Source organism: Helicobacter suis, assembly GCF_902196125.1.
Classification (GTDB): domain Bacteria; phylum Campylobacterota; class Campylobacteria; order Campylobacterales; family Helicobacteraceae; genus Helicobacter; species Helicobacter suis_B.
Genome location: NZ_CABIKG010000018.1, coordinates 1 through 25,140 on the forward strand (window position 1 = coordinate 1; position 25,140 = coordinate 25,140).

25 protein-coding genes and 1 pseudogene are annotated in these 25,140 nt (G+C 39.4%); 14 read left to right on the plus strand and 12 right to left on the minus strand.

The window, feature by feature from the left end:
• Positions 1 to 194: pseudogene (locus G6Q00_RS08830) on the minus strand (Mu-like prophage major head subunit gpT family protein); the annotation flags it as partial.
• Positions 195 to 503: 309 nt separating this feature from the next.
• Here G6Q00_RS08830 and G6Q00_RS07060 point away from each other — a divergent pair.
• The 6 genes from G6Q00_RS07060 (at position 504) to G6Q00_RS07085 (ending at position 6,639) form a co-directional block, all read left to right on the plus strand.
• Positions 504 to 1,877, plus strand: coding sequence for an outer membrane family protein (locus G6Q00_RS07060; RefSeq protein ID WP_275896773.1), 1,374 nt, complete (start codon positions 504 to 506; stop codon positions 1,875 to 1,877).
• Between the two features lie 69 nt (positions 1,878 to 1,946).
• Positions 1,947 to 3,257, plus strand: coding sequence for an outer membrane family protein (locus G6Q00_RS07065; protein WP_275896774.1), 1,311 nt, complete (start codon positions 1,947 to 1,949; stop codon positions 3,255 to 3,257).
• A gap of 72 nt (positions 3,258 to 3,329) precedes the next feature.
• On the plus strand, positions 3,330 to 3,908 hold the full coding sequence (locus G6Q00_RS07070; protein WP_163532587.1) for a TerD family protein: 579 nt from the start codon (positions 3,330 to 3,332) through the stop codon (positions 3,906 to 3,908).
• A gap of 9 nt (positions 3,909 to 3,917) precedes the next feature.
• Positions 3,918 to 4,520, plus strand: a complete 603-nt coding sequence (locus tag G6Q00_RS07075) for a TerD family protein (protein WP_163532588.1) — start codon at positions 3,918 to 3,920, stop codon at positions 4,518 to 4,520.
• Positions 4,517 to 5,686: an HD domain-containing protein gene (locus G6Q00_RS07080; RefSeq protein WP_430750796.1), complete on the plus strand. Its 1,170-nt coding sequence runs from the start codon at positions 4,517 to 4,519 to the stop codon at positions 5,684 to 5,686. Before G6Q00_RS07075 ends, G6Q00_RS07080 begins: the two co-directional genes overlap by 4 nt.
• 44 nt (positions 5,687 to 5,730) lie before the next feature.
• Positions 5,731 to 6,639 (plus strand): hypothetical protein, encoded by a 909-nt coding sequence (locus tag G6Q00_RS07085; RefSeq protein WP_163532589.1) that lies wholly within the window; start codon positions 5,731 to 5,733, stop codon positions 6,637 to 6,639.
• On the opposite strand, the gene G6Q00_RS07090 is transcribed toward G6Q00_RS07085, so the two are convergent.
• From G6Q00_RS07090 to pseB, 3 genes are read right to left on the minus strand one after another with little or no spacing between them, the layout of a single operon-like run.
• Positions 6,636 to 7,388 carry a hypothetical protein gene (locus G6Q00_RS07090; RefSeq protein ID WP_163532590.1) on the minus strand — a complete coding sequence of 251 codons (753 nt, stop codon included), beginning with the start codon at positions 7,386 to 7,388 and terminating at the stop codon, positions 6,636 to 6,638. The genes G6Q00_RS07085 and G6Q00_RS07090 overlap by 4 nt on opposite strands.
• Complete coding sequence (gene coaBC / locus G6Q00_RS07095; protein WP_163532591.1) at positions 7,382 to 8,611, minus strand: bifunctional phosphopantothenoylcysteine decarboxylase/phosphopantothenate--cysteine ligase CoaBC; 1,230 nt, start codon at positions 8,609 to 8,611, stop codon at positions 7,382 to 7,384. Before coaBC ends, G6Q00_RS07090 begins: the two co-directional genes overlap by 7 nt.
• Positions 8,601 to 9,617 carry a UDP-N-acetylglucosamine 4,6-dehydratase (inverting) gene (pseB, locus tag G6Q00_RS07100; protein WP_163532592.1) on the minus strand — a complete coding sequence of 339 codons (1,017 nt, stop codon included), beginning with the start codon at positions 9,615 to 9,617 and terminating at the stop codon, positions 8,601 to 8,603. Before pseB ends, coaBC begins: the two co-directional genes overlap by 11 nt.
• An 83-nt stretch (positions 9,618 to 9,700) precedes the next feature.
• Here pseB and G6Q00_RS07105 point away from each other — a divergent pair, with 83 nt between their 5' ends.
• From G6Q00_RS07105 to dnaJ, 7 genes are all read left to right on the plus strand, one after another.
• Positions 9,701 to 10,561 carry a bifunctional riboflavin kinase/FAD synthetase gene (locus tag G6Q00_RS07105; RefSeq protein WP_163532593.1) on the plus strand — a complete coding sequence of 287 codons (861 nt, stop codon included), beginning with the start codon at positions 9,701 to 9,703 and terminating at the stop codon, positions 10,559 to 10,561.
• A 48-nt stretch (positions 10,562 to 10,609) separates the two neighbouring features.
• Positions 10,610 to 12,559, plus strand: coding sequence for a transketolase (tkt, locus tag G6Q00_RS07110; RefSeq protein ID WP_163532594.1), 1,950 nt, complete (start codon positions 10,610 to 10,612; stop codon positions 12,557 to 12,559).
• Positions 12,553 to 14,859: a PD-(D/E)XK nuclease family protein gene (locus G6Q00_RS07115; protein WP_163532595.1), complete on the plus strand. Its 2,307-nt coding sequence runs from the start codon at positions 12,553 to 12,555 to the stop codon at positions 14,857 to 14,859. Before tkt ends, G6Q00_RS07115 begins: the two co-directional genes overlap by 7 nt.
• Complete coding sequence (locus G6Q00_RS07120) at positions 14,774 to 16,735, plus strand: FtsK/SpoIIIE family DNA translocase (protein WP_163532596.1); 1,962 nt, start codon at positions 14,774 to 14,776, stop codon at positions 16,733 to 16,735. The genes G6Q00_RS07115 and G6Q00_RS07120 overlap by 86 nt, the downstream gene beginning before the upstream one ends.
• A gap of 453 nt (positions 16,736 to 17,188) precedes the next feature.
• Positions 17,189 to 18,556 (plus strand): Asp-tRNA(Asn)/Glu-tRNA(Gln) amidotransferase subunit GatA, encoded by a 1,368-nt coding sequence (gene gatA / locus G6Q00_RS07125; protein ID WP_205426568.1) that lies wholly within the window; start codon positions 17,189 to 17,191, stop codon positions 18,554 to 18,556.
• Positions 18,547 to 19,992, plus strand: a complete 1,446-nt coding sequence (guaB, locus tag G6Q00_RS07130) for an IMP dehydrogenase (protein ID WP_163532598.1) — start codon at positions 18,547 to 18,549, stop codon at positions 19,990 to 19,992. The genes gatA and guaB overlap by 10 nt, the downstream gene beginning before the upstream one ends.
• Positions 19,993 to 20,053: 61 nt before the next feature.
• On the plus strand, positions 20,054 to 21,187 hold the full coding sequence (gene dnaJ, locus G6Q00_RS07135) for a molecular chaperone DnaJ (protein WP_163532599.1): 1,134 nt from the start codon (positions 20,054 to 20,056) through the stop codon (positions 21,185 to 21,187).
• Between the two features lie 555 nt (positions 21,188 to 21,742).
• Here the strand turns inward: dnaJ and G6Q00_RS07140 are convergent.
• The 8 genes from G6Q00_RS07140 to G6Q00_RS07175 are packed head-to-tail and all read right to left on the minus strand — an operon-like array spanning position 21,743 to position 24,559.
• On the minus strand, positions 21,743 to 22,078 hold the full coding sequence (locus G6Q00_RS07140) for a hypothetical protein (protein ID WP_163532600.1): 336 nt from the start codon (positions 22,076 to 22,078) through the stop codon (positions 21,743 to 21,745).
• Entirely contained in the window at positions 22,078 to 22,440 is a 363-nt protein-coding gene (locus tag G6Q00_RS07145; protein WP_163499832.1) for a holin, read from the minus strand. The genes G6Q00_RS07140 and G6Q00_RS07145 overlap by 1 nt, the downstream gene beginning before the upstream one ends.
• Positions 22,433 to 22,660: a hypothetical protein gene (locus G6Q00_RS07150; RefSeq protein ID WP_163532601.1), complete on the minus strand. Its 228-nt coding sequence runs from the start codon at positions 22,658 to 22,660 to the stop codon at positions 22,433 to 22,435. Before G6Q00_RS07150 ends, G6Q00_RS07145 begins: the two co-directional genes overlap by 8 nt.
• The gene (locus G6Q00_RS07155) at positions 22,660 to 23,079 is read right to left on the minus strand and encodes an N-acetylmuramoyl-L-alanine amidase (RefSeq protein ID WP_163532602.1); all 420 of its coding nucleotides are present in this window, start codon (positions 23,077 to 23,079) and stop codon (positions 22,660 to 22,662) included. The genes G6Q00_RS07150 and G6Q00_RS07155 overlap by 1 nt, the downstream gene beginning before the upstream one ends.
• A gap of 1 nt (position 23,080) precedes the next feature.
• Entirely contained in the window at positions 23,081 to 23,428 is a 348-nt protein-coding gene (locus tag G6Q00_RS07160; protein ID WP_163532603.1) for a hypothetical protein, read from the minus strand.
• Positions 23,425 to 23,736, minus strand: a complete 312-nt coding sequence (locus G6Q00_RS07165) for a hypothetical protein (protein WP_163532604.1) — start codon at positions 23,734 to 23,736, stop codon at positions 23,425 to 23,427. Before G6Q00_RS07165 ends, G6Q00_RS07160 begins: the two co-directional genes overlap by 4 nt.
• Before the next feature lie 36 nt (positions 23,737 to 23,772).
• Positions 23,773 to 23,988, minus strand: coding sequence for a hypothetical protein (locus G6Q00_RS07170; RefSeq protein ID WP_163532605.1), 216 nt, complete (start codon positions 23,986 to 23,988; stop codon positions 23,773 to 23,775).
• A gap of 55 nt (positions 23,989 to 24,043) precedes the next feature.
• Positions 24,044 to 24,559: a phage protease gene (locus tag G6Q00_RS07175; protein ID WP_163532606.1), complete on the minus strand. Its 516-nt coding sequence runs from the start codon at positions 24,557 to 24,559 to the stop codon at positions 24,044 to 24,046.
• 65 nt (positions 24,560 to 24,624) lie between these two features.
• Here G6Q00_RS07175 and G6Q00_RS07180 point away from each other — a divergent pair, with 65 nt between their 5' ends.
• Positions 24,625 to 25,077 (plus strand): hypothetical protein, encoded by a 453-nt coding sequence (locus G6Q00_RS07180; RefSeq protein WP_163532607.1) that lies wholly within the window; start codon positions 24,625 to 24,627, stop codon positions 25,075 to 25,077.
• Positions 25,078 to 25,140: the final 63 nt, after the last annotated feature.

Consider the following 25,140-nt stretch of genomic DNA (forward strand, 5'->3'; position numbering starts at 1 on the left):
AAACCTTGTTGATCTAAGTTGTGGCTACCTTTATTACTTGCGGTTTTGTTAGTGCTAATTGGGTGTTGTTCATGGAAAAAATCTACTCCGTCATAACAATGTGAATTAGTGTTAAACAAACCAAATACCATCGCGTTATAATGATCAATGATCAGATCGGCCATGCCCGCTACTTGTGCGCCCACAATACCTAAGCTATCGTATTTAAAAAAGTTAGCTAAGAATTTATAATTATCTTTTTGAAAGCCTCCGGCTTGAGTGCCCCACTTTCAGGAATATTTTTTAGTAGGGAACATACTCCCCCTAGCTAAAGCTAGGGACTTTACAGTGCAATTGATTAAATTAAATTATATTTAAAGATTCGTTCAAGGCGCTTTTTATTTAATAAGTTTAAGCCCACACACACAAAAACGCGTAATGATGTTTTTTCTATTTTTGCTAGGATTTTTTGCTAAAATTGCAAGGTCATAAAATTTCTCATCTTAACTTTTGCAAGGCTGGTTTTGAAGTTTAAAAATCTTTGGATACCCTTGCTTTCTTTTTCTTGCTTATCTGCTTTTGATTATAAAATTAGTGGCCGTGTTGGCTCGTTTTCACGCGTGGGGTTTAACAACTCAGCCATCAATTCAAATAAGGGAATCTACCCAACAGGGAGTTATGTTACCACCGTAGGAATGTTACAAATTGATCTTAATTTATTGCCTAAATCTGTAAGTGGGCATAAACTAAAAGCAGGCATTGGAGGAGAACTAGGCGCTTTAGCCTTTGATTCAACAAAAACCCTCATTGATCAAAGCGATCCTAATGCCGGATACCAACCCGCTGGCTGGTATTATATTGGGCGTTGGCAGGGCTATTTATTAAATGCGCCATGGGCTAAGTCTAACTATGGCAATAGCCTATATGCTCATAATTACATTATCTATAATGCCTATATCAGTTATGCCTACAAAGATATAGCGGGTTGTACTCTGGGGCGTTATCATAGCCATGCACTCTTTTTAAGCGATCATAATCAAGGGTTTGAATGCTTTGTACAAAAAAAGGGCTGGCGTTTGGATTGGTTTAGTAGTTATGGACGGGGCCGTTCTACTTTGCAATATATCCGCGATTTTTATGCGCCTGTGCAGTATAAGTTTGCCAATGGAAAGCGTTTTAATTATGGCATGCACGCGATCAATCTCTCTTGGAAAAATAAATCTTGGGATATTAAAACTTTCTTATGGTTTTATCCTAAAAATTATAGCGCCCCGGGGGGGCAAATTTCTTATGATACTAAGCAGAGTTTAAAAACTTGGCGTATAGAAAATCACTTTTACTTTTGGTTTCCAATTTATGCCAAAGATTTAGCCTTTACTTACTGGCGCAGTAGTTCGATTCAACATTTTACAGCCTCTCTTTTATTCCAGCAAAATTTTTTGATCCATAAGTACCATTTTGGTTGGAGTGTTTATAAGAATTTTGGTAATTCAAACGCGATGTTTGCCCGTTTTGGTACACCTATTAACTACGATACAAAGGACAATACCCCCTATGATGCCCGTTTAGATAATCTTTATAATGCTAATGCACTCACTCTAGTAGCGCGGGGGGGAGCTGTTTATAAAAAGCTTTCTTGGGAAATACTAGGCAGGCTTACTTATTCGCCTAAGGCTAATGAGCAAGCTTTGGGCTTAACCTGTTTTTATAATGTAACTAAAAATATCCGCGCAATGCTACGGCTTAATTATTATGAAGTGTTCACACACCGCGGGTATAAGGTGGGCTATTCTAGAGCCCCTAATTTCAAATTTGCCCCTACGATTCAAGATCGTAGCTATCTTATGACCTCTATTAGTTATCAATTTGGAGGTTTTACAAAATTTATCAAAAAATAAGGATAACCCATGCATCACTCTTTGCACTTTTATATTGCGCGCGCAATTCTTGGAAGTTTACTTGGGTTTATGGATTTATATGCCTTTGATTATCACTTTTCAGGCAATGTCGGCTCATTCTCACGCATTGGTTTTAATAACGCCCCCATCAATTCAGATAAAGGGCTTTATCCAACTGGTAGCTATGTAACCACCATTGGGGCGCTACAAGTAGATGCTAATTTATTACCAAAATCTGTTAGTGCACATAAACTAAGTGTAGGGCTTGGTGGAGAAGTGGGGGGATTAGCCTATGATTCAACTAGGGCTTTAATAGATCAAAGCGCGCCTAATTCAGGTTTGCAGCCGGCTAACTGGTATTATATGGGGCGCTGGGAAGGGTATTTAATGAATGCGCCTTGGAAATCTGTACGCTCAGAAGATGAATCGCATGCTAAAAATTATATTTTATATAATGCCTATTTAAATTACACCTACAAAGATATTTTTGGAATCAAGTTAGGCCGTTATATCAGTTCTGAGGCTTTGTTTTTGCGTGGTTATAATCAAGGCTTTACGCTCTTTTTACATCTGGGCAATTTCAAGCTTACATGGTTTAGTACCTATGGCAGAGGTTTAGCCAATGTCCAATTTATCCGGGATTTTTACGCCCCTGTGAGTTATGAGTTTAGTAGCGGCCGCCGTGTCAATTATGGTATGCATGCCATCTCTTTAGTTTATGCAACCAAGCACTACACGATCAAACCCTTCTTTTGGTTTTATCCTAAAAATTTTAACGCCCCCGGCTTACAAGCAAGCGCAACCTTTAATCCGGGTCAGTGGAAGATTCAAACCGATATTTATGCTTGGTTTCCCATTTATAGCGCTACTCTAGCCAAAACCTATTATCGGGGCAATTTAATAGGCCGGGATACGGCTACTCTTTTAGTACGCCAAAGGCTTTATTACAAAGATTACTATTTTGGTTATGGGGTATATAAGAATTTTGGCAATGCTAATGCCCAGTTAGGCTGGAATGGTTCGCCTGTTTCTTTTGATACCACAGATGATACCCCCTATGAAGATGCTTATACCAATCTTTATGATGCCAATGCTATTACCTTGCATGCCCGTGTGGGTGGGGCATTTAAACATTTCTCTTGGTATTTACTAGGCAAACTCACCTTTGCCCCGCGCGCACAAGCACAAAGTCTAGGTCTGACATGTGAGTACAATTTAGGTAAACATATCCACTTGATGTTACGAATCAATGGCTACCAAGTAAGCATGCATAGAGGTTATAAAGTGGCCTATTTTGAAGCCTTTAACCCTAAATTTGCCCCCACCACCCAAGATCGTAGCTATCTTATGACTTCTATTAAATACGATTTAGTGCTTTAAAAGACTAACTTAGTCTAAAATGTCTGTTTTTCTGTTAGAATGGGGGCTTATTTAATCAAATAAAGGAGACTTATGTCAGTTAGTTTAGTTAAAGGCGGAAGGCTATCTTTGAGTAAGGAAAAACCCGGATTGTCTAAAATTGTTGTGGGGCTGGGCTGGGATGTGAATGCAAGCGATACAGGGCGCGAGTTTGATTTAGACGCTTCTGCATTTTTAACAAATGCTTCAGGCAAAGTTAGCGATGATTCTAATTTTGTGTTTTATAACAACCTTACAAGCAAAGATGGATCTGTAGTACACACCGGGGATAATCGCACTGGAGCCGGTGAGGGCGATGATGAGAGTATTAAAATTGATTTATCTAAAGTCTCTACTGATGTTAAAGAAATTAATATTGTAGTTACTATCCATGAAGCTAATGAGCGTAAACAAAATTTTGGCATGGTTAGAAATGCCTTTGTACGCGTTGTAGATGAAAGCGATGGGAAAGAAATTTTGCGTTACGACTTAGAAGAGGATTTTTCTATTGAAACCGCTTTAATGTTTGGGCGGCTTTATAGAGATAATAATGAATGGAAATTTGCCGCTGTGGGTACAGGGTTTAAAGAGGGCTTAGCGGGTTTTTGTAAACAATTTGGTGTAAATATTTAGGGGGCTTTCATGGTTAGTCTAGTTAAGGGGCAAAAAATTTCTCTTAAAAAAGAAGATGGTAATGCCCTTAAATCCTTTTGTGTGGGGGCTAATTGGGGAGCTATTAGTAAGAAGGGTTTTTTTGGTAATACCAAGACCGAAGCGGTAGATTTAGATTTGAGCGTGGGTTTATTTGATAAAAATAAGCGCCTAGTAGATTGTGTGTATTTTGGTAAAAATGCAAGCAGTGGGATCAAGCATAGCGGAGATGATCGCATAGGTGATGTGGGAGGCGATGATGGCTTGGATAATGAGATTATTAGCCTTGCTTTAGATAGTCTAGATCCAGCCATCGAGCAATTAGTCTTTGTACTCAACTCCTATACCCATATTGATTTTGATAAAATCCCCTTTGCTAGTATTAGGCTCTATGAGGGCACACCAGAGAGAGTACAAACTATCTTTGCTTCTTACAATGTGGCTAAAGATGTCGCCTTTGCAGGTAAGGAGGCTATGATTTTAGGCAAACTCTATAAACATAATGGCGAGTGGAAGTTTAGTGCCATTGGCGAGCCTACAGCCGATTCTAAATTAGAAACGCTTTTAAAAGAGTCTGTTCCTAAATATTTATGATAGAGAAAAAACCCCACTTACAAAGCGCGTTGTTGCGCCGTTTGTTTGTGGCGGCTTCTATTAGGCGTTGGAACGATCAAGCCTGCCCGATTGAATTTAGCGAATTAGACAAACAAGCGCATAAGGCGATGGTGGTGGTTTTATTAGCTAATCACCATGTAGGCATTAATTGGGATAAATTATTGCGTTATTTTTGTTTTGAGTTTTTAAGCCGCGTGGTGTTAACAGATATTAAACCCCCCATTTATCACGAATTACTCAAAAAACACCGGGAGGCTTTTGCTGATTATGTCTGGGGCGTGCTAAAAGATGAGGTAAGCGGATATGCTTTTTTTGAGCACATGCATGGCTATTTTTGTAAACCCCCCACAGATATAGAACACCAACTATTAAAAGCCGCCCATGACTATGTTTCTGCTTGGGAATTTGATTTTATTGCAAATTTCTATCCGCATGGTTATGGGGTTAAAGATATTCAAAAAAATCTAAACGATGCACTATCCCAGCATGCACACCTATTAGATATACCCCATTTCAAATTGCTAGCTTCTATGTTTGGGCAATTACGATTCCAAAAGCGTTGGAGTCAAACCCCAAGAGTCCCACAAACCAGTGTTTTAGGCCATGCGCTATTTGTGGCTTTATGTGCCTTTTTACTTAGTTTTGATCTAAAAGCTTGTGTGCAAATGCGTATCAATCACTTTTTAGGTGGGCTTTTCCATGATTTACCCGAAGTCTTGACGCGTGATATTATCTCTCCAATTAAACATGGCGTACTAGGTTTGGATATGTATTTAAAATCTTTAGAGGCGCGCGCTATGCAGGAAAATATTTTACAATATGTCAGCCCTGATTTTAAGCAAGATTTACTCTACTTTACCCAAGATGAATTTAAAGATCGCTATATCCACCCAGAGACTAAAGAGGTGATCTTTGTAACTGATGCTTTATTGTGGCAAGAATATAACCAAGATCAGTATAAAAGCATGTGTGGGAGTCTTTTAAAATTTTGCGATCGTTTAAGTGCCTTTTTAGAGGCTAAAATTTCTATTTCACATGGGATTAAAAGCGATGTGCTTGTCAATGGAGCGGCTAAAATTAAAGAAAAGTGCCACACCTCTATTCAAGGTATTTATTTAGGCGCGCTTTTAGAGGATTTTATCTGAAATTTTGGCTTATCTGTTTTATAGGTTTATTACAAGCTGCAGCCATGATCACTTTGGATACACAAGCTAATGCTAAGCTAGCGACTTCTAATGCCAATGAAAGTACTATGATTGCTAAGTTACAAGAGAATTTGCGCTTATTCCAGCAATTATTAGACCGGGCTAAAAGCCAAGCCAATACTTTAGAACAAATCAAAGACACTCTAACACAGACTCAAGAATTCATGCAAGCCTCTATTGCCCCATTAGAGCCCATGCAAACCTATTTAGAACAAGAACTTAAAACGGCTCAGATTCAAGAAAAAGATTTACAAAGGCGTATGCAAGATTATTTAAAATTCCAAACTATCCAATTAGCCCGCCTACAAAAAGCTTGTCCTTGGCTAGATTTTAACACCGCTACACTCACCCAAGATCACCCACAAGCCAAACAAATTTTAGAAACTCTTAAACACCACAACCCCCCTTTAGCGCCTAAACCTCTAAGTATGTTGCTTTGTGAACGCGTACAAGCTAGTGAGGCTAAAGAGAAGTATCAAGAAAATCTTAAAGACATGCAAGAGGCATTATTAAAGGGGGATTTTAAACACTATAAACAAATCCAAGCTAAAGTTTTTTATCCAGACTCTAAACAAATGCCTTTGATTCCTCTTGATAAACGCCTAGAACAATTACAAGAGAATTTTTCTAACACCCATTTAGAAGAACAGATCAAAGCCCTTAATTCTCATTTAGCCTCAGATTTAAAACAAGCAAAAAATCCCAATGCTAAAGCCCTAGCCTATGCAAATTATAACCAACAAGCACAGGGGCTACAATTGCGCTTACTTTTAGAATTAACCCGCCATTTGGCTTTTTTAAATGAGACTATGGCCATGCAAGCTAATCTCTTAAATAAACACCTCCCCCTAAAATCTAGTACACCGCTTAATGCTTATGGTTTTCCTAATTAACCCCTAGTATCTAGTAAACTTTGCTCAAAATTAAAAAGCGGTTGGGGGGGTTTTGTTACAAAAATCTGGATTTGCTCAAAGCCTTTAAGTTGATCTTGATTATTCTTAAGATGTTGCGCTACACTTTCATAAGAAACCCCTAAGGATAAACAAACTCCCCCCTCTTGTTTGTAAACCACCCCCTCTAAAGGCCCTAAATGGGGGTATAGGGCATAAAACTCTAACCGTTCTTGCTCTTTTTTAGCCTTGAATTGTACAAAAGCCTCTTGGTGGCCATCTTGAATAATAAAGCTAGCCACTTGGTGGTGTAAAGAGAGTAAAAGATTACCCAACATTAAAAAATCTTGGCGGGTGTGGGCGTGGGCAAAATGATGGATTAAGGTTTCTTTATAATCTTGAAAATGCTCTTGGCTTAGCAGTTTAGGCAAATCTTTTAATTCAAATTTAAGCGGCGCGTCTTTGAGTTGTTCGCTAATGGGAGGTTGGGCTATAAGATTTGAAAGCATGGTCGCCCCTACTGAACTTTTATGCATCAAAGCCCAATAAGTTTTTCCTAGCATTAATTCTTTTTGGCTCTTGGTTTCTAAAATTTGATTACCAAGTTGTAATAAATACTTATGATCCCCCTTTTTTTCTAAGACTTTTAATAAAAGCGGCAAAGTGGCGTTAAAATTATGGGTGTTTTGTGTGTCTTTTAAAAGTTCTTGGAGTAGCGAAAGATTTTGTAAAGCACTAATAGGATTTAACATGGATTATAAGTATCCCGTACAAAGTCTAAAATCTCAAAACTTAGATCAAATTTACTCAATCGTTTAGTGATCTGGCTTGCTACTTGGCTTAATAAAACCATTTGATTATCAGTTGCGCCTAATGCCTGAGTGGAATTTAAACACACAACTTTACAACCCTTACCCCCCAAATCTATAGGCTCTAAAAGTTTTTTAGCATTTTCTAAGGCCTGTATAGATTGCTCAGCCTTAAAACCAATTTTATAAAACCCCTCTAAACTTTTTAAAATATCCGGATTTTGCACACATTTTAAATTCCAAGTGAATCCTAAATCTTGCTTTTTTAATTTACCGGTATAAACATGCGCACTTTTATAATCACTAATAGCAGCTAGCATGAATAAAAAGGGAGGGTTATAAAAATTTTGCTCAAGTTTAAGGGCTTTTAAATAATCCTGTGCGCTTTTAACCTGAATGTTTGTAATTTCCTTTGGCAATAAAGCAGAAGTACTAGAGATAAAAACCACCTGTGCACCCTTAAGCCAGAGGGCTAAAGCTAGAGAACTTGCCTGTAAACCGCTAGAAATATTAGAAATACAGCGCACAGAATCAATAGCCTCTACACTCCCCCCACCGGTAACCACTACTCTTTTACCTTGCCAAAAAGAATCAAGATATAAAGCCCTAACACTAGCCCCTATTATCTCTATGGCTTCTGCTAATGCCCCTTTACCAGTTGTATTACAAGCTAACAGATCGCTTTTTGGTTCTACTATTGTATAACCCCAAGATTTTAACCGCTCTAGGTTTTGCTGTGTGGCGGGTGCTTCTAACATCTGTGTATTCATGGCTGGGGCGATGATTTTAGGGGCATGGCTAGCTAGAAAAGTCGCTGTAAGTACATTATCTGCTAATCCATTGGCAAGTTTAGCAAGGGTGTTTGCACTAGCTGGTGCTAAGAGTACTAAATCTGCTTTGGCATAAGTGATATGATTAGCGGCCTGCTCTTGCATATTCCACCGTTCATTTTGATCGGTTAGTACACTAAAATGGCTTAAGGCCTCAAAACTAAGCGGGGTTACAAATTTACAAGCCCCCGCACTCATCACAACCCGTACATTAGCCCCCATTTTTACAAAAATGCGCACCAAATCTAAAGCCTTATAAACAGCAATAGACCCACTCACTAAAAGTAAGATATTTTTACCCTGTAAAAGTGTGCTATTAGTTAGACTAGAGAGCATGTACCATCTCTAAAAGCTCTTTTTCTGTGAGATACCAAGGGTTATCTTTGCTATTGTAGCTAAATCCTTCGGGGGTGGGTAAACCTTGTTCCCCTAAAAGGGTTTTTGTGTAATTAATAGGTGTTTGAAAAGTAATCGTGGGCTCTAGGATATAAAAATCCTCAAATTCTAAAGCCCTATCATCTGCGCTAATCATCACTTCATGTAATTTCTCCCCCGGTCTAATCCCAACAATTTGTATTGGAATGCGTGGGGCTAAAGCCTTAGCTAAATCTACAATATTCATACTCGGGATTTTAGGCACAAAGATTTCGCCCCCATGCATGCGTTCTAAACTTTTAAGTACAAAAGCCACGCCCTTTTTTAAAGTGATCCAAAAGCGCGTCATGCGCGTATCTGTAATAGGAATTTGTGTTGCACCTAATTTGACTAACTCTCTAAAAAGAGGGACTACACTACCCCGACTCCCCACTACATTTCCATAGCGCACCACGCTAAATTTAGTCCGCGCGCTGCCTTTCATGTTATTAGCACTTGTAAAAAGTTTATCGCTACACAATTTGGTTGCGCCATAAAGATTAATCGGGTTACTTGCCTTATCTGTGCTTAAAGCAATGACTTGTTCTACCTGTGCAGACAAACAGCCCTCAATTAGCGCACTAGCCCCTAAAATATTAGTTTTAATGCACTCTAGCGGGTTGTACTCAGCTGTAGGGACTTGTTTAAGCGCGGCGGCATGGATACACACATCTACGCCTTGTAAAGCGCTTTTAAGGCGATCCTTATCGCGTACATCTCCGATAAAAAAGCGCATTCTTGAATCATTGTAGGTTTTAGCCATCTCATATTGTTTGAGTTCATCACGGCTATAAATAATAACCTTTTTGGGTTTGTGCTGTTCTAATAAAACTTGGGTACATTGTTTGCCAAAACTCCCCGTACCTCCCGTGATTAAAATCGTCTTATCCTTTAAAAATGCATCAGCAGGCTTTTTTTCTGCTATCATTTCACCCCTTATCAATGGTTTTTAACCAAATTAACTATATTTTAAACTATATTTGAAAAAACGACAAAATACTGGTGAAATCCATGCAAAATTTCTTATCTCTTTTAAGCGATACAACTACTTTAAGCCTAAGCATTGGCAAATTTGACGGCGTGCATGTCGCACACCAGCATTTATTACAGGCCCTTGGCCCTCAAAGTGCGGTATTAGTGGTGGATAAAACAAATCTCAAAGAAGCCCTTAGCTCTCTTAATTACCGCCAACACTTATTAAAAAAATGGGTAGATCAGGTGTATTTTTTAGCCCTAGAAGAGGCTTTTTTATTAAAACCTTTAGAATTTATCCGTCTTATTGAGTCTAAATTCTTGCGCCTACAAAAAATCGTGGTGGGCTATGATTTTAGATTTGGGTATAACCGTCTGGGTAGCATTGATACATTAAGGGCTTTATTAAACCCTAAAATTGCCCTAGAGATAATCCCTGAGATCAAAATTAAGGGCATTTCTTTACATGCTTATCACATCAAAGAATGCATTAAAAAAGGGGATATGTCTCTAGCTTGCCAATTTTTAGGACACCCTTTTATGCTAGAGGGGCCTATTATCTCTGGGCAGGGTCTTGGCAGTCAAAAACTCTACCCAACCCTTAATATGGCAATTAATCCTGAAATGTTATTACCTAGTTTTGGGGTGTATGCAACCCATGTAAGCTTTCTTGAAAATTATTTACCTAGCGTGAGCTTTTTAGGGAATCGATTGAGTACTGATGGAAAAATAGCGCTTGAAACCCATGTTTTAAACACCTCTTTTTCTACTCCACCCCCCTCCATGCGTGTTTTTTTTGTACAAAAAATCCGGGATAATGCTTTATTTGACAATTTAAATAGCCTCAAACACCAAATTAGTTTAGACTTACAAGAGGCAAAACACATCTTAAAGGCATAGACAAGAGCAATTTGTTAGAATAGCCCCATTCTCCACTAAAGGTTTGCCATGCACTTTTCTAAACTCCCTCTTAGCCAAGAGGATTTACCCACTTTACAAAAAATGGCCACTACCCTGCGCTTTTTGTGTGCAGACATGGTAGAAAAGGCAAATAGCGGCCACCCGGGTGTAGCGCTAGGTTTAGCCGATGTGGCGGTGGTGTTAGGCTTGCATGTTAATTTAAACCCTAAACATGCACAATGGCTTAATCGCGATCGACTTGTCTTTAGTGGCGGGCATGCGAGTTCTTTAGTGTATGCGCTTTTGCACCTCTGGGGCTTTGAGATTAGTTTAGAGGATTTAAAAGCCTTTAGACAACTTGATTCTAAAACTCCCGGACATTTAGAATTTGGGCACACTCAAGGAATTGAAATCACAACAGGCCCACTAGGGCAAGGTTTTGCTAATGCGGTGGGTTTTGCTCTTGCTAGCACTCTTGCTAAGGATTTTTTAGGGGAGATTATTTCTCATAAAGTTTATTGTCTGTGTGGTGATGGGGATTTACAAGAGGGGATTAGTTATGAGAGCGCCTCTTTTGCCGGACATTTAGGGCTTAATAATTTAATTGTAATTTATGATAGTAATTCTATCACCATTGAAGGAGAAGCCAATCTAGCCTTTAGTGAGGATATTGCTATGCGCTTTAAAGCACAAGGCTGGGAGGTACTTAGCTGTGATGGGCATGATTTTTTAGAGATAGATAGAACAATTTTACTTGCTAAAACTTGCACTAAACCCGTGCTTATTATTGCTAAAACCACAATTGGTAAGGGGGCTTTAGGGGTAGAGGGGAGTGCTAAAGTACATGGCGCGCCTTTAGGCTTAAAAACACTTGAGAGTTCTAAAAAAGCCTGTGGGTGGCCTCTTGAACCTTTTTATATCCCTAAAGAAGTTGCTCTGCACTTTAACATGCAAAGAGGCGAGGTTTTGCAAAATCTTTGGGAGCAACAAATCACACCGGCTATTCAAGATAAAATTACCCATTTGCAAGCTAAAGATTTTAGCCAAGTGATCTACCCTCATTTTAAAACAGGAGAAAGCCTTGCTACGCGTGCAAGTAATGGGCAAATTTTAAATGCCATTAGCCAAGCTTATCAAGGATTTTTAGGAGGGAGTGCAGATTTAGCCCCCTCTACTAACACCACACTTTATCAAGAAAAAGATTACACACCCTCCCATGTTGGGCGCAATTTACACTTTGGTATTAGAGAACATGCTATGGCAGCTATTAGTAATGGAATCGCTAACTATGGTTTATTTGTACCCTTTTGTGCGACCTTTTTTGTCTTTAGCGATTATTTGCTCCCTAGTTTGCGTTTAAGTGCTTTAATGCAGATACCCATTTTTTATATTTTTACCCATGATAGTATCGGGGTTGGCGAAGATGGCCCTACCCACCAGCCCATTGAACATTTAAGCCATTTAAGGGCTTTACCTAATTTTTATGTGTTTAGACCTATGGACGCCCATGAAAATGTAGCATGTTGGCAAGTGGCTTTGGGGCTTAAATCTAGCTGTGCTTTTGTACTCTCACGCCAAAGTTTAGAGATCATGCCCCCTGTATCCTCTGATTATGTACAAAAAGGGGGGTATGTTTTATACAAAAGTCCCAATGAGGCTCAAATTACCCTAGCAAGTAGCGGGAGTGAGGTACAAATTAGCTTAAAAGCCGCCCACTTATTAGAAGAGCAGGGCATTGCTGTACAGGTGGTAAGTGTCCCCTGTTTTGATTTACTTTTAGAGCAAGATCAAGAATATCTAAATTTACTTTTTGTAGGGCGCGTACTTGCTATTGAGGCGAGTAGGGGTTTAGAGTGGTTTAGATTTGCAGATGCGTTGCTTAATATGCAAAGTTTTGGAAAATCTGCCCCCGGCTCACTTCTCTTTGAACATTTTGGTTTTACCCCGCAAAATATCGCTCAAAAAGCCAAAGATTTATTACAGGAGGCTAAATGTTAGAGGAAAAACCGGTTTTATATGTCTTTAGTAGTAGGCGCGCCTGCAACGCTTTTTATGCTAAAGAGCAAGATGGGTTTTTACCTGTGGTTTGGAGTGTAGAGGAATTTTACAGCCAAATTAGTTTTATAGAGGGGCTATTAAAAGTCCCTAGAAGTGTACGCCAAATACTCTTAGCCCATGCCATTAAAGAAGTCGCCCAACATCTACCCGATTCTGCAGAACACCTTTTAGTGTTTGAAAAGAGTTTTTTAGGCTATTTAGACAGCAGTACATTTGTGGCGCATTTTTTTAATGAGTTGGCTATTTTTGATCTGGATATAGAACAGATTGAAAGCCAAGATATTTATGGCGATTATGCTAACCATTTGGAGGTGTTAAAGCGTATCTTAGCCCATTATAAAGAACAGCTAGAAAAGCATCGTTTCTACGATCCAATTTTGCGTATAGAGCCTACCCTTATATCTACTGTACTTGAAAAATTTACACGCATTGAGTTTTACTTGGAGGGTTCTTTAAATAAGCAAGAACAGCGCTTACTTTTTAAAGTGGCCTCTTTAGTACCTGTATTTTTACATGTTAATTGTGATTGTTATAATAAAGATTTTTTAGGCTTTTTAAAATTAGACCTAGAAGAAGATCACTACTATAAACTAGACTTATCAGCCTTTTTACAAGGTAAACCAGCTATTGTAAAAAAGCAACAGCAAAACTTACAAGTAGATAATATCCGTGTTTATTGTTTTAAAACCCGTTTAGAACAAGTGGGTTTAGCCCTTTTAAGGGTACAAGAATGGTTAGAAGATGGGTTAGATCCTAGCACTCTAGCAATCATTACTCCGGATTCTTCTATCATCGCCCACCTTAAGCTTTTAGATATAAAAAATAACCTCAACCTTGCCCATGGCCAAGATGTTCAATGGGTTTATTTTGCCTATTTTCAAGCCCTTAAAAACCTACAAACAAACCCGCCCCCTTTAAATGCCTCCCCCTTAGAAGAGTTTGATAGGGTGTGTAAAGAATTAATGGAGAAGATTTATCCCACCCCCCCTAAACATCTCCAAGATTTCCAGCAAGATTTTTATAACAACCTCATGGCAATTCAATCTTTATTAAAAGACTATTCCCTAGCTAATCTCTTAGAACTCTATTTACAAGAATTAAAAAAACAACGCATTGATGATGTCTCTGGAGGTAAGGTTAGGGTTTTAGATGTACTAGAATGCCGCGGGCTATCTTTTGAGCGGGTGGTGTTATTAGATTTTACAGACAATTTAGTCCCCTGTATTGCCGATCACGATTTATTTTTAAATAGTACAACCCGTGCACACCTTAATATCCCAACCCTTAAAGATCGTGAAAATCTACAAAAACATTACTATTACCAAATTTTGCAAAACACCAAACAAGTAGACATTGCCTACTACATTGATGATAAAACGACTCATTCAAAAATGCTTTTAGAACTGAATTTAAACACAATAAGCCCGGTAAACTTCACTCTCTTTCCCCCTGAAAACAAACACGAGTATTTAGAGGAAGAGTGTAAAGGCAAAGTGTCAGAGGGCTTTAGCTTTAGCGCCACTAGTTTTAATGATTATTTAACCTGCCCTCGCCGTTTTTATCTTAAATATATCAAAAATTTAACCCCTCCCTCTGAAGATAAATTTAACATGGGTACTTTTTTACATAATCTTTTAAAGAAGCATTATGAAGAACACAAAAACACCCCTGTTAAAGCCTCTGATTTGCTAGAACTAGCACGGAACGAACAACTAAGCGCTTTGGATCGCTTAGAGTTTGAAGTGGCGGTGGATAAAATGGGTGCGTTTTTTGAAAAAGAAAAAGAGATTTTACAATCTGAAGAAGTGTGGGCTTGTGAAAAGAAATTTGAAGCAGCTATTGCTGGGTTTACATTTAGAGGGCTTGTTGATCGCATCGATTACCTAAAAGATGGCAGTTATGCGATTTTGGATTATAAATATAAAAGTGGACTAAAAGTAGACACTTTAGAAAACATGGAGGAAAGCCAAGATTACCAGCTAAGTATTTATCATTTAGCTTTAGCTTCTTCTTTAAATTTAAAAAACACCCCCATTAGGGTATATTTTTATGATCTTAAAAAAGGTGAATTATTGGAGGAAGATTTACAAGTTGTGGGTTTTAAACAAAAGCAACTACTAAACCAACTAAAAAACTTCACCTCTACTATGTCCTTTGAAAAAAGACCTAGTAAAGATAATTGTGAATACTGTCCTTATATGGATATGTGTGGTGTGGTTTATGAGAGGGAAAAATATTAGGCTAGGTTTTTATAGTGGCTTACTGGTTTTATTGTTAGCTACTTGTTTTGGATCAAGTGGGTTACTTGGCTCTATTGGAGAATTAATAGCCGCTTTACACTTCCATTATTTAGGATATATTGCCTATGTAGATGTGTTTTATTTACTCTATATTTCTTTTTTAATCCGCCAAAAAAGTCTAAGGGCATTACAATCTCTTTTGGCTAGCTTATTAGGGTTTTTAGCCTTGCTAATTATCCAATCCTTACTGCTACACAAGGGGGAGGTTGGCATGGCTTTATTAGAGGCGATGTTAGATTATATTGGGACCTTAGGGGCATGGGTTGTGGCTTTAGTAATTCTGATATATGCCTATTCTAATCTCTTCCCCCAAAGTTTTACTAGCGCTCTAAAACACTTACAGGCAATTTATCGCTCTATCCCAGCTAAGCTTAAAGAAGCCATCACAACCATTAATAGCACCGCTAATGCGCTATTTAAAGTTAAAACTTCCCCTAAAAGCCCCCCATTACATAAAGATTTTTTTGAGAATGAAAACCTGCCTTTTAAAGTTAAGATTAGCCACTATACAGAAACCCCCAAAGAGGATACACTCCAAGTACGCCTAATTAATCTGCAAAATACCCCCTCCAATCAACCTCCTTCTAATCCTCCCCCCTTAGATATTTCTGCACACCTAGATTTACTCCAACAACGCCACTCTTTAGAAAATCCATCTATGCCAAAGTTAGCCAATTCTAAACCCTCCTTATTACCCCCCACTGATTTACTCAATCCCATTTTAACAACACCACAACCACAAATGCAGATTCAAGAAAAGAGTCAAAATCTTTTAGCCAAATTGCGCATGTTTAAAATTGAAGGCCAAATAGTTAATACCCATGTAGGCCCTCTAGTAACCACCTTTGAATTCCGCCCCGCTGGCCATGTTAAAGTGAGCCGGGTTTTAAGCCTAGCAGATGATTTAGCTATGGCTTTATGCGCCCAGTCTATCCGTATACAAGCCCCTATCAAGGGCAAAGATACAATGGGCATTGAAATAGCCAATGCTAAGAGTGTACCCATTAGTTTAAGAGAGATTTTAGAAAGCCCGGCCTTTGAACAAGGGCCAGCTTTAAGTTTAGCTTTGGGTAAAGATGCGTTAGGAGAACCCTATATTTTAGATTTAAAAACCCTCCCCCATCTTCTTATCGCAGGGAGTACCGGCAGTGGTAAAAGTGTGGGCATGCATGCCATGATCATCTCTTTACTTTATAAAAACACGCCAAAAGAGCTACAATTTTTAATGATTGATCCAAAACGGGTAGAATTTAGCATGTATGCTAATATCCCCCATCTAAAAGCCCCCATTATTACAGATCCACAGCAAGCTATTAGTATTCTTAATGAAATGGTGCAGGAAATGGAAGCGCGTTATACCCTTTTAAGTGAGCAGCGCGTTAAAAACATTGATGCCTATAATAAAAAGCTAAACAAAGAACAGCAACTCCCTTTTATTGTATTTATCATTGATGAATTAGCAGATTTAATGTTAGTGGGCGGAAAGGAAGTAGAAACCCCCATTATTCGTATCGCCCAAATGGGAAGAGCAAGCGGTTTACACCTTATTATTGCCACCCAACGCCCCAGTGTAGATATTCTAACCGGCCTTATTAAAACCAATTTGCCCTGTAAAATCAGCTTTAAAGTGGGTTCTAAGATCGATTCGCGTGTTATTTTAGACACAGAGGGCGCGCAAAATCTCTTAGGTAAGGGCGATATGCTCTTAATCCAGCCAGGCAGCAACGCACCTATACGCCTCCATGGCCCCTATGTGGCTGAGGAGGAGATAGAAAGAATTGTTAATTTTATTGAAGGCCAACATACTAACCCATAAAAATCCTACCCGCATTTAGTTCTTAAAATGGAGTGATATAGCCTCGCTTCATTTGAGTTTTACAAAAATTTTTCTTTTAAATCTCACTCCGGCGCTTATCACATAAAATCTTTAGGCGTCTTAATTTGCTTAACTAAAGCTTGGCAAGCTCTAGCGCTAGTGATTAGTGTTTAAAACGGCTAATCCACGCGCATTTTTAATATTAGATTAAGTTTAACTGGGTAATGTTGCATTCCCCCTCCTTTTGACCCTTGAGGGTTTACCTCAGGGGTCTTTGTATTTTTATTATGATTTGTTTTTACTCCCATTTCTTTTATCAAGTGGCTACCAGCCTTTATAAACTTTCTTTAAAAACAATATAACCCCAAGTCAATATTTTCTAGCCCTTAAAACCGGCTAACTTTTAATCGCGATTTGCTAAGATTAGAAAATTTTTACAATCTAAGGAGAAACATGCTAAGTCTCAAACAAGCCATGTCTTTAGGTGGCTCAGATTTAGAGCAACTCAAAAAAGAAATTAGCCAGAAAGTCCAAGAGAATTTAGAACTTAATGCCTACATCTGCCCACCAGAGACAAGTAAATCAGGCGTACCCATTCTTATTAAAGATAACATAAATGTAGAGGGCTCTGAGATTACATGTGCTAGCCGGATTTTACAAGGCTATAAAGCCCCTTATAGCGCTACTGCTATTATAAACTTGCAACAAAATGGAATGTGTGCCTTTGGGCGGGGTAATATGGACGAGTTTGCTATGGGCAGTACTAGCGAGTCAAGTTTTTATGGACCTGTGAAAAACCCTAAAGATTTAACTCGCGTGGCTGGGGGGAGTTCTGGGGGCTGTGCGAGTGCTGTAGCGGGGGGATTAGCTATTGCTGCTTTAGGGAGTGATACAGGTGGATCGATTCGCCAACCGGCTAGTTATTGTGGCTGTGTAGGGCTTAAGCCCACTTATGGGCGGGTGAGTCGCTATGGTTTGATTGCTTATAGCTCTAGTTTGGATCAAATAGGCCCCCTAACCCAAAATGTAGAAGACTGCGCGCTTTTATTAGATGCCATTAGTGGATACGATCCACATGATTCTACAAGTGCCAAATTAGAGAGCTCTTTAACCTTTAAAAATCTCAATAAAGAGCGGCGTTTAAAAATTGGGGTACTTAATCATTATTTAGAAAAGGCTAGTGAAGAGGTGCGCATCGCCTATTTTGATACAGCACATCTACTAGAACAAATGGGGCATACAATCTTGCATCAAGAAATGACAGATAGCAAATACGCCATAGCCGCCTATTATGTTTTAAGCACAGCGGAGGCGAGTTCTAATTTAGCGCGCTTTGATGGGGTGCGCTATGGCAGGCGTGCACAAGCCCATAGCCTTAAAGAACTCTATATTAAAAGCCGCAGCGAGGGTTTTGGAGCAGAGGTAAAACGGCGCATTATGCTAGGTAATTTTGTACTGAGTAGCGGGTATTTTGATGCCTACTATTTAAAAGCAAAGCAAGCCCGCGCCTTTATCAAGGCTGAGTACAACAAACTTTTTAAAGAAGTAGATGTGATTTTAGCCCCCGTAGCTCCAGATATTGCGCCTAAGTTTAACGCCCATACTAGCCCCTTGCAGATGTATTTAAGCGATGTATACACCGTGGGGGTGAATTTAGCCGGTTTACCCGCTCTTTCTTTACCTATAACACAGAGTAAGGAGGGTTTGCCCATTGGCATGCAGCTTATCGGGCGTGCTTTTGCAGAACAAGATATTTTAGATGTGGCCTTTGGTTTGGAGGAGGAGGTAGATTTTGAGTTTAAAGGAGAAGTATGCAAATAATCCAAAAAGCCTTGACCTTTGAAGATGTTTTACTTGTACCCTGTTTTTCTGCTGTACTGCCCCAAGAGGTGAGTGTAAATTCGCGCTTAAGCGTGCACATTGATTTAAATATCCCCTTTATTAGTGCGGCTATGGATACGGTAACAGAATACCAAAGCGCCATTGCTATGGCTAGGTTAGGCGGTATGGGTGTGATTCATAAAAATATGGACACTAACGCGCAGGTGGCACAGGTTTTGAAAGTTAAAAAGAGTGAAAGCGGGGTGATTCACGATCCTATTTATATTTATGCAGACGCCAGTTTAGCAGAGGCCAAAGAGATTACAGATAATTATAAAATCTCAGGTGTACCTGTGGTGGATAAGGAAAATAGGTTAATTGGTATCTTGACAAATCGCGATTTGCGTTTTGAAACAAATTGGGCTAAAAAAGTAGAAGAGGTGATGACTAAAGCCCCGCTTATCACGGCTAAAGCAGGCGTGAGTTTAGAGCAAGCCCAAGCCATCATGCACAAACATAAAATAGAAAAACTCCCCCTTGTAGATGAAAACAACATTTTAAAAGGGCTTATCACCATTAAAGATATCCAAAAGCGTATTGAATACCCACAGGCCAATAAAGATCATCTAGGCCGTTTGCGAGTGGGTGCGGCCATTGGGGTTAAACAAATTGAGCGGGCGCGCGCTCTTGTAAAGGCTGGGGTAGATGTGTTAGTTTTAGATAGCGCACATGGGCATTCTTTAAATGTGATTAAAACCCTAGAGGCGGTTAAAAAAGAATTAGCCGTAGATGTGGTGGTGGGCAATGTCGTAACCGCACAGGCGAGTAAAGATTTAATCAATGCAGGAGCCGATGCGATTAAAGTAGGCATTGGTCCGGGAAGTATCTGTACAACCCGCATTGTAGCCGGTGTAGGCATGCCTCAGATGAGTGCTATTGATGCATGCTATCAAGAGGCAAGCAAACATAATATCCCCATTATTGCTGATGGCGGGATTAAATATTCAGGAGATGTGGCTAAGGCTTTAGCTGTGGGGGCTTCTTGTGTGATGATAGGGAGTTTATTAGCCGGTACAGAAGAATCCCCCGGGGACATGCTCATTTATCAAGGACGGCAATATAAAAGTTATAGAGGCATGGGTAGCATTGGGGCGATGAGTAGGGGCAGTTCGGATCGTTATTTTCAAGAGGGGTTAGCCTCTGAAAAACTTGTACCAGAGGGCATTGAGGGGCGCGTGCCTTATAGGGGCAGAGTGGCTGATATTCTTTACCAGTTAGTAGGGGGTTTGCGATCCTCTATGGGCTATTTAGGCGCTAAGGATATTCCCACCCTTACTCAAAATGCCCAGTTTGTACAAATCACACAGGCCGGGCTTAAAGAGTCCCATGTACACGATGTAGACATCACTAAAGAAGCCCCTAATTACCACGGATGAACCGGAATAAAATTTTTAGGGTAAAATACCCCTTTTTAAACCAAAAGATGAGGTTATTTTTATGGATTATTACGAACTTTTGGGTGTGGAAAGAAACGCGAGTAAGGAGGCCATTAAAAAAGCCTTCAAACAACTAGCCCGCAAGTACCACCCTGATTACAACCCGGATAATAAAGAGGCGGAGGAAAAATTCAAACGCATTAGCGAGGCTTACAGCGTGCTTAGCGATGATGAGAAGCGCCAAATTTATGATCGCTATGGCAAAGAAGGTTTAGAGGGTAGAGGTATGGGAGGGTTTAATGATCTCTCAGATATTTTTTCTAACCTGTTTGGGGAGGATTCAATTTTTGGGAGCGCCTTTGGTTTTGGCAATGCCACAAGGCAAAAACAATCCAAAATCCCTAAAGATCTGCGCATGCCTTTAAAACTGAGCTTTAAAGAGGCGGTTTTTGGCTGTAAAAAAACCATCAAGTTAGACTATAAAACCCTATGTTCTACATGTCAGGGTAGCGGGGCTAAGGCGGGCAAATTAGAAACTTGTAGCAGTTGTAAGGGCAGAGGACAGACTTTTATCCAGCAGGGTTTTATGACTCTTTCTAGTCCTTGCCCTAGATGTCAGGGTAGCGGGGAAATTGTGGCAGAAAAATGCAATGCGTGTAAGGGGGAGGGTTTTATCTTAGCCCAAGAGAGTTTTGAGATCAATGTGCCAGAGGGTATTGATCAACAGATGCGTATCCGTGTGTCTTCTAAGGGCAATGAATACAAAAAGGGCATGCGCGGGGATTTGTATGTGGAGGCGGTGGTGGGAGAAGATGAGCATTTTGTACGCGATGGTAACCAAATTTATATAGAGGTACCGGTTTTTTTCACCTCTATTCCACTGGGCAGTAAAATTATGGTGCCCTCTCTTAAGAAAGAATTAGAGTTACAAATCCCGCCTAATACAGGTGATCGCGCGCAGTTTGTGTTTAGAGGCGAGGGAGTAAAAGATGTAAATACAGGGCGCTATGGCGATTTGATTGCGGTAGTAAAAATTATCTACCCCAAAAAGCTAGAGGAAAAACAAAAAGAACTCTTGCTCAAACTCCATGAAAGCTTTGGCTATGAAAGCGAACCGTATAAAAATGTCTTTGAGGTGTGCTATGGTAAGGTTAAACGCTGGTGGCAAGATCTCACCAAGAGCAAAGAGGCATAGGGTTATGATGATGCAGGGTAGAGCTTTAGATGTTTCAAAAATGTAAGTTGGTTGATCATCTTATAAATCTCTGGCCACACTGACTAAAGGTTAAAAGTTAATTCTAACCCGCGCCTTAGCCTCGTTTTATTTTTGAGATCTGTGTTGGTACTGTGCTCCGTGTAATAACACAAGTTTTACTTCTCGCATAACAAAACCCTTGCAAATTTTTTCTTGCCATGAATGTAGGGAAAATATTGCTTTGCAACAACTATTTTAAACCCACACTCCAACACACCATTTAAGATTTGCCGTGCCGACACTGCAAAAGGCAAATTATAGTCGCTTGGGATACAAATTATCTTTTTGTCCCATGTAATTCCTTTGTACAAAAGTTTAAGTCTTCTTCTAACAACTCGGTATAGATCAAAAGTTCGGAAATATCTTCCGCTAGAGTGGGCGCGTTTAAGCTAGGCCGTGTTCTCTTTGGGATTTTACAGCTAGTAGGGATATACACCGGCTTATAGACTCGCATACACCCGCTAAACATAAACGCGCTAACTAGCAATGCCCACATCAATTCTTAGCCTTAAAGACTTCTAAAGCCTTTTTGATATTTTCAAGTTGGGTGCGCTCTTGAATGCATTCTTTGTGACGCATTAGATTAATATCATCTTTAATCGCTCTATAGCGCGCTTTAATTGCCTCTTTATTTTTCTCTAGGTTTTCAATGTAGTTTTCTGTGGCGATATTTTGATCTAAGATCGCTTTATTCTGTGCATTTAGTGCAAGCGCGCAAGTTTCACGCTCCACTAAAATACGCTTAAGATACCACCACGCAAAGCCCACCCCCGCTAATAAAATAGCAAGAGCTAAAGCTATGCCAATGCTTTTAGTATCAATGCTAAACATTACTTTTTATCCTCTTTTTTATCAAAAGGTACATCTAGCTTTTTGCTTAGCACCTTTAAAAGATAATCGCCCATCACCTCCGCCCCGATATAGCCAATACCCCCCGAAATTGCTGTAATTAATCCCGTTGGCAAAGAAGTGTAAAACTGCAAAGCCTCAAAGGCGATCCAAGTAGTTAACATACTGGAGCCTATTCCCCAAAGTATGTAGCGAATTTTGTCTAGGCGGTTTTTGAAATCCTCATTTGAGATTGTACGCATCACAAATAACGCGCCCACACAAAAGCCCACTAACACCATAAAGATGTATTGAATGTAGTCTTTGATTGAAATACCTAAGATGATCAAGTCTTGATTATTCATGGGATTGTATTACAGAAATTGCCTTATCTAATTTGTGCTCTACTTTATCAAGTTGGGCATCAATGGAGGCTAGGCGTTGTATCTGGGTTTCTGCTTGACTTAATAGGCTATAACTCTCGCCTACTATAAAGACAAGTGAGACAACTTGAATTAAGCTAACAAAGAGAATAAAAAGCTCAATTCGCTGGGATTTATCTAGGTTAAAATTAAATTTAAACATTAATACCAATCCTCGCTTTCTTCTATCACATCAAAACATGGACATTCTTTCTTAGGTTCAAAATCACGGTGTCCATAAAGCTTAGCCGCTACATTTTCTTTTAATAATTTTAGGCATAAGCTTTTAAGTGCCTCTTTTTGCTCCGGAGTTCTGGTATCTTTAGCTTTATAATTTTTATCTAGGCCGCCAATGTAGCAAATCCCTAGAGAATCGCTATTATGCCCCCTACAATGCGCGCCCACACAATCAAGTGCGCGCCCCTGCTCAATAGTGCCATCTAGTTTAATTACAAAGTGATAGCCTATCCCCTCCCACCCCTTTTCTTTATGCCACCTATCAATATCCTTAGCGCTAAAGTCTTGCCCCTCTGGTGTGGCGCTACAATGAATGATGATTTTTTTAACTTGGTTAAGTTTCATATTAGCTCCTTGCTAGTTGGATTTGAAAAGAAATAGCAAACACGCTTAAGAAGTCTTCAAAGCTAAAGCCCTGCAAGCTTTTAAACTCTAATTTGCCATCTAAAAAGCCATAGCGCTTATTAAACATTTCAATCAGCGGATCAATGTGTTTAGCTATAGCGCGTACATCTCGTTCTAATAATGCACAATACAAAATCCCATTAATAGCCACGCATTGGGCATTAACTTTTTCTAGGCTAGCAAATTGCACAAATAACCCGGGTTCTTTGATCTCTTTAGGCTCAAGGATAAAAAGCACGCTAGGGAAAATTTGAATCAAAATATCTATACTTCTGTCTAAAAAGTTCATAAGGCAAACCCCCTCCGGCGTACTTGGGAATTTTTAGCCTTAAGTGGCTCAATTTTTAAACTAGATTGAATGGCTTTAATGGCGTTTTGATAGATTAAGGCATCTTCATCACTAAAAGGAATTTTAAGCAATCTTTTAAGACGCGCTAAAGCAAAATCATAGAGCGCATAAGCTGGCGCGTTATGATTCTGGCTAAACTCTAGCGCCTCAGAATACGCCCAAGCCAAATACTCTTTACTAATTAATTCTTGATTGATTAAAAGCGCTTTTGCTTTAGATTCTAAAATCTCTAGGCTAAAATTTTGCATGCCCTATTTTGACATGCACGCGTAGCAGTTTTTGCGCTAAATGAAGGGGGCTAGCTGTTTGTTAATCTCTAATTCTAGCGGGTTAGGGGTTTGCTCTTTATCTATTTTGAGCTTTTTAGCATGATAAAGGCTATTGGCCTCAAGGCTATAAAGCTCTACAAATTGCTTAAATACAGGAGAGCCGCATAACTTATGCAAAGAGGCCAAACGCTTTGGAAGTATGGCATTATTTTGCTCAAGTGTTTTTAGCACACTTTGGTGGGCTTCAATTAATGTTGTATCCTCCTCTTGCTCCTCTTTCTCTTGTTCATCTGGGCTTATCTTTAATCTCTTTAATCGCGCTTGATAGGCTGTTTAATAGCTCTTCAATGCTACTTAAACGGGTGTTAAATTTTTCAATCTCAAGCTTTAGATCAAAAGCTTCATCATTGTTTGTATTTTCTGTTTCTTCGATCAACTCATTCATGGTTACTCCTTTTAGTGAATTTAATGCCTGTTTTAGAATATTTGGCTTATTAACTAGCCCTAGCCCGGTAATGGTGATCACATTATTATCATCATCAACTAAATAAGTTGGGCTAAGGTAGCGATAGCTCCGATCTTTAAGAGCGGCTTGACCCGCGCTATTAAAATCTGCATTGCCTAAAATTTGATCGCCATTAAGCATTAAACTAGAATTTTTGATCCAGCCAATCGCGGGGCCTGAGTGATCTAGCTCAATGGGTAGGTCTATTTTATTAGCCTTAAGCGTCTCATAAACTTTTGTATCAATTTTGAAAGTTCGCCCGTCAATGCCGCTAATTTGTCCAATCGGTGAGATCACAACTTGCATAGCAATAGAATACGATATTTTAAAGTTATTTTTTGCGCATTTTGTTAAGATTAGGCATGACGACAAAGCAAAAGAAGTACCGCTTAAGTTTGTTAAAACAAATTCACATGCACCCGGAGTATAAGCGCCTTTTCGCTAATGGTGAATGGGTGGGCTGGTTAGAGGCTATGTGGAATACCACAAGCTCTAAGTATTTGCGCATTGATCAACTAATAGATACACTAGCCTTTTTAAATGGGGCTAACCCCCACTTTATTGTACCAAGCACGCCAACAAGCCCTACACCCAATCAAATTAAACGCGTTCACTTCTATTGCAAAGAGCTAGATTGGAATTTAAAAAAGCTAGAGGAGTTTTGCCTACATGTGTGTAAAAAGCCCTCGCGCCACTTTAATAAGGAGGATACAACTAAGCTACTGATTGGTTTGGGCAAAGTCTATGCGGCGGTGTTTAAAAACAAAGAAATCGCGATCAATGATCCTAACTATATCCCAAGTTGGCTACAATGAGGGTGGCGCTAGATTTTGAAACCTTTAAAACTTTAAGTTTTGAGGAGTTGCGTACCATTTATG

Excerpts from the sequence above, each read along its gene's own strand:
- pseB (WP_163532592.1), bottom strand. The coding sequence starts at position 9,617 with ATGATAGCAGAAAAAAAGCCTGCTGATGCATTTTTAAAGGATAAGACG.
- coaBC (WP_163532591.1), bottom strand. The coding sequence starts at position 8,611 with ATGCTCTCTAGTCTAACTAATAGCACACTTTTACAGGGTAAAAATATC.
- G6Q00_RS07065 (WP_275896774.1), top strand. The coding sequence starts at position 1,947 with ATGGATTTATATGCCTTTGATTATCACTTTTCAGGCAATGTCGGCTCA.
- gatA (WP_205426568.1), top strand. The coding sequence starts at position 17,189 with ATGCTAAGTCTCAAACAAGCCATGTCTTTAGGTGGCTCAGATTTAGAG.
- G6Q00_RS07165 (WP_163532604.1), bottom strand. The coding sequence starts at position 23,736 with ATGCAAAATTTTAGCCTAGAGATTTTAGAATCTAAAGCAAAAGCGCTT.
- G6Q00_RS07160 (WP_163532603.1), bottom strand. The coding sequence starts at position 23,428 with ATGAACTTTTTAGACAGAAGTATAGATATTTTGATTCAAATTTTCCCT.
- G6Q00_RS07085 (WP_163532589.1), top strand. The coding sequence starts at position 5,731 with ATGATCACTTTGGATACACAAGCTAATGCTAAGCTAGCGACTTCTAAT.
- dnaJ (WP_163532599.1), top strand. The coding sequence starts at position 20,054 with ATGGATTATTACGAACTTTTGGGTGTGGAAAGAAACGCGAGTAAGGAG.
- G6Q00_RS07075 (WP_163532588.1), top strand. The coding sequence starts at position 3,918 with ATGGTTAGTCTAGTTAAGGGGCAAAAAATTTCTCTTAAAAAAGAAGAT.
- G6Q00_RS07080 (WP_430750796.1), top strand. The coding sequence starts at position 4,517 with ATGATAGAGAAAAAACCCCACTTACAAAGCGCGTTGTTGCGCCGTTTG.
- G6Q00_RS07180 (WP_163532607.1), top strand. The coding sequence starts at position 24,625 with ATGACGACAAAGCAAAAGAAGTACCGCTTAAGTTTGTTAAAACAAATT.
- G6Q00_RS07150 (WP_163532601.1), bottom strand. The coding sequence starts at position 22,660 with ATGTTTAAATTTAATTTTAACCTAGATAAATCCCAGCGAATTGAGCTT.
- tkt (WP_163532594.1), top strand. The coding sequence starts at position 10,610 with ATGCACTTTTCTAAACTCCCTCTTAGCCAAGAGGATTTACCCACTTTA.
- G6Q00_RS07145 (WP_163499832.1), bottom strand. The coding sequence starts at position 22,440 with ATGAATAATCAAGACTTGATCATCTTAGGTATTTCAATCAAAGACTAC.
- G6Q00_RS07115 (WP_163532595.1), top strand. The coding sequence starts at position 12,553 with ATGTTAGAGGAAAAACCGGTTTTATATGTCTTTAGTAGTAGGCGCGCC.
- G6Q00_RS07155 (WP_163532602.1), bottom strand. The coding sequence starts at position 23,079 with ATGAAACTTAACCAAGTTAAAAAAATCATCATTCATTGTAGCGCCACA.
- G6Q00_RS07105 (WP_163532593.1), top strand. The coding sequence starts at position 9,701 with ATGCAAAATTTCTTATCTCTTTTAAGCGATACAACTACTTTAAGCCTA.
- G6Q00_RS07140 (WP_163532600.1), bottom strand. The coding sequence starts at position 22,078 with ATGTTTAGCATTGATACTAAAAGCATTGGCATAGCTTTAGCTCTTGCT.
- guaB (WP_163532598.1), top strand. The coding sequence starts at position 18,547 with ATGCAAATAATCCAAAAAGCCTTGACCTTTGAAGATGTTTTACTTGTA.
- G6Q00_RS07070 (WP_163532587.1), top strand. The coding sequence starts at position 3,330 with ATGTCAGTTAGTTTAGTTAAAGGCGGAAGGCTATCTTTGAGTAAGGAA.
- G6Q00_RS07090 (WP_163532590.1), bottom strand. The coding sequence starts at position 7,388 with ATGTTAAATCCTATTAGTGCTTTACAAAATCTTTCGCTACTCCAAGAA.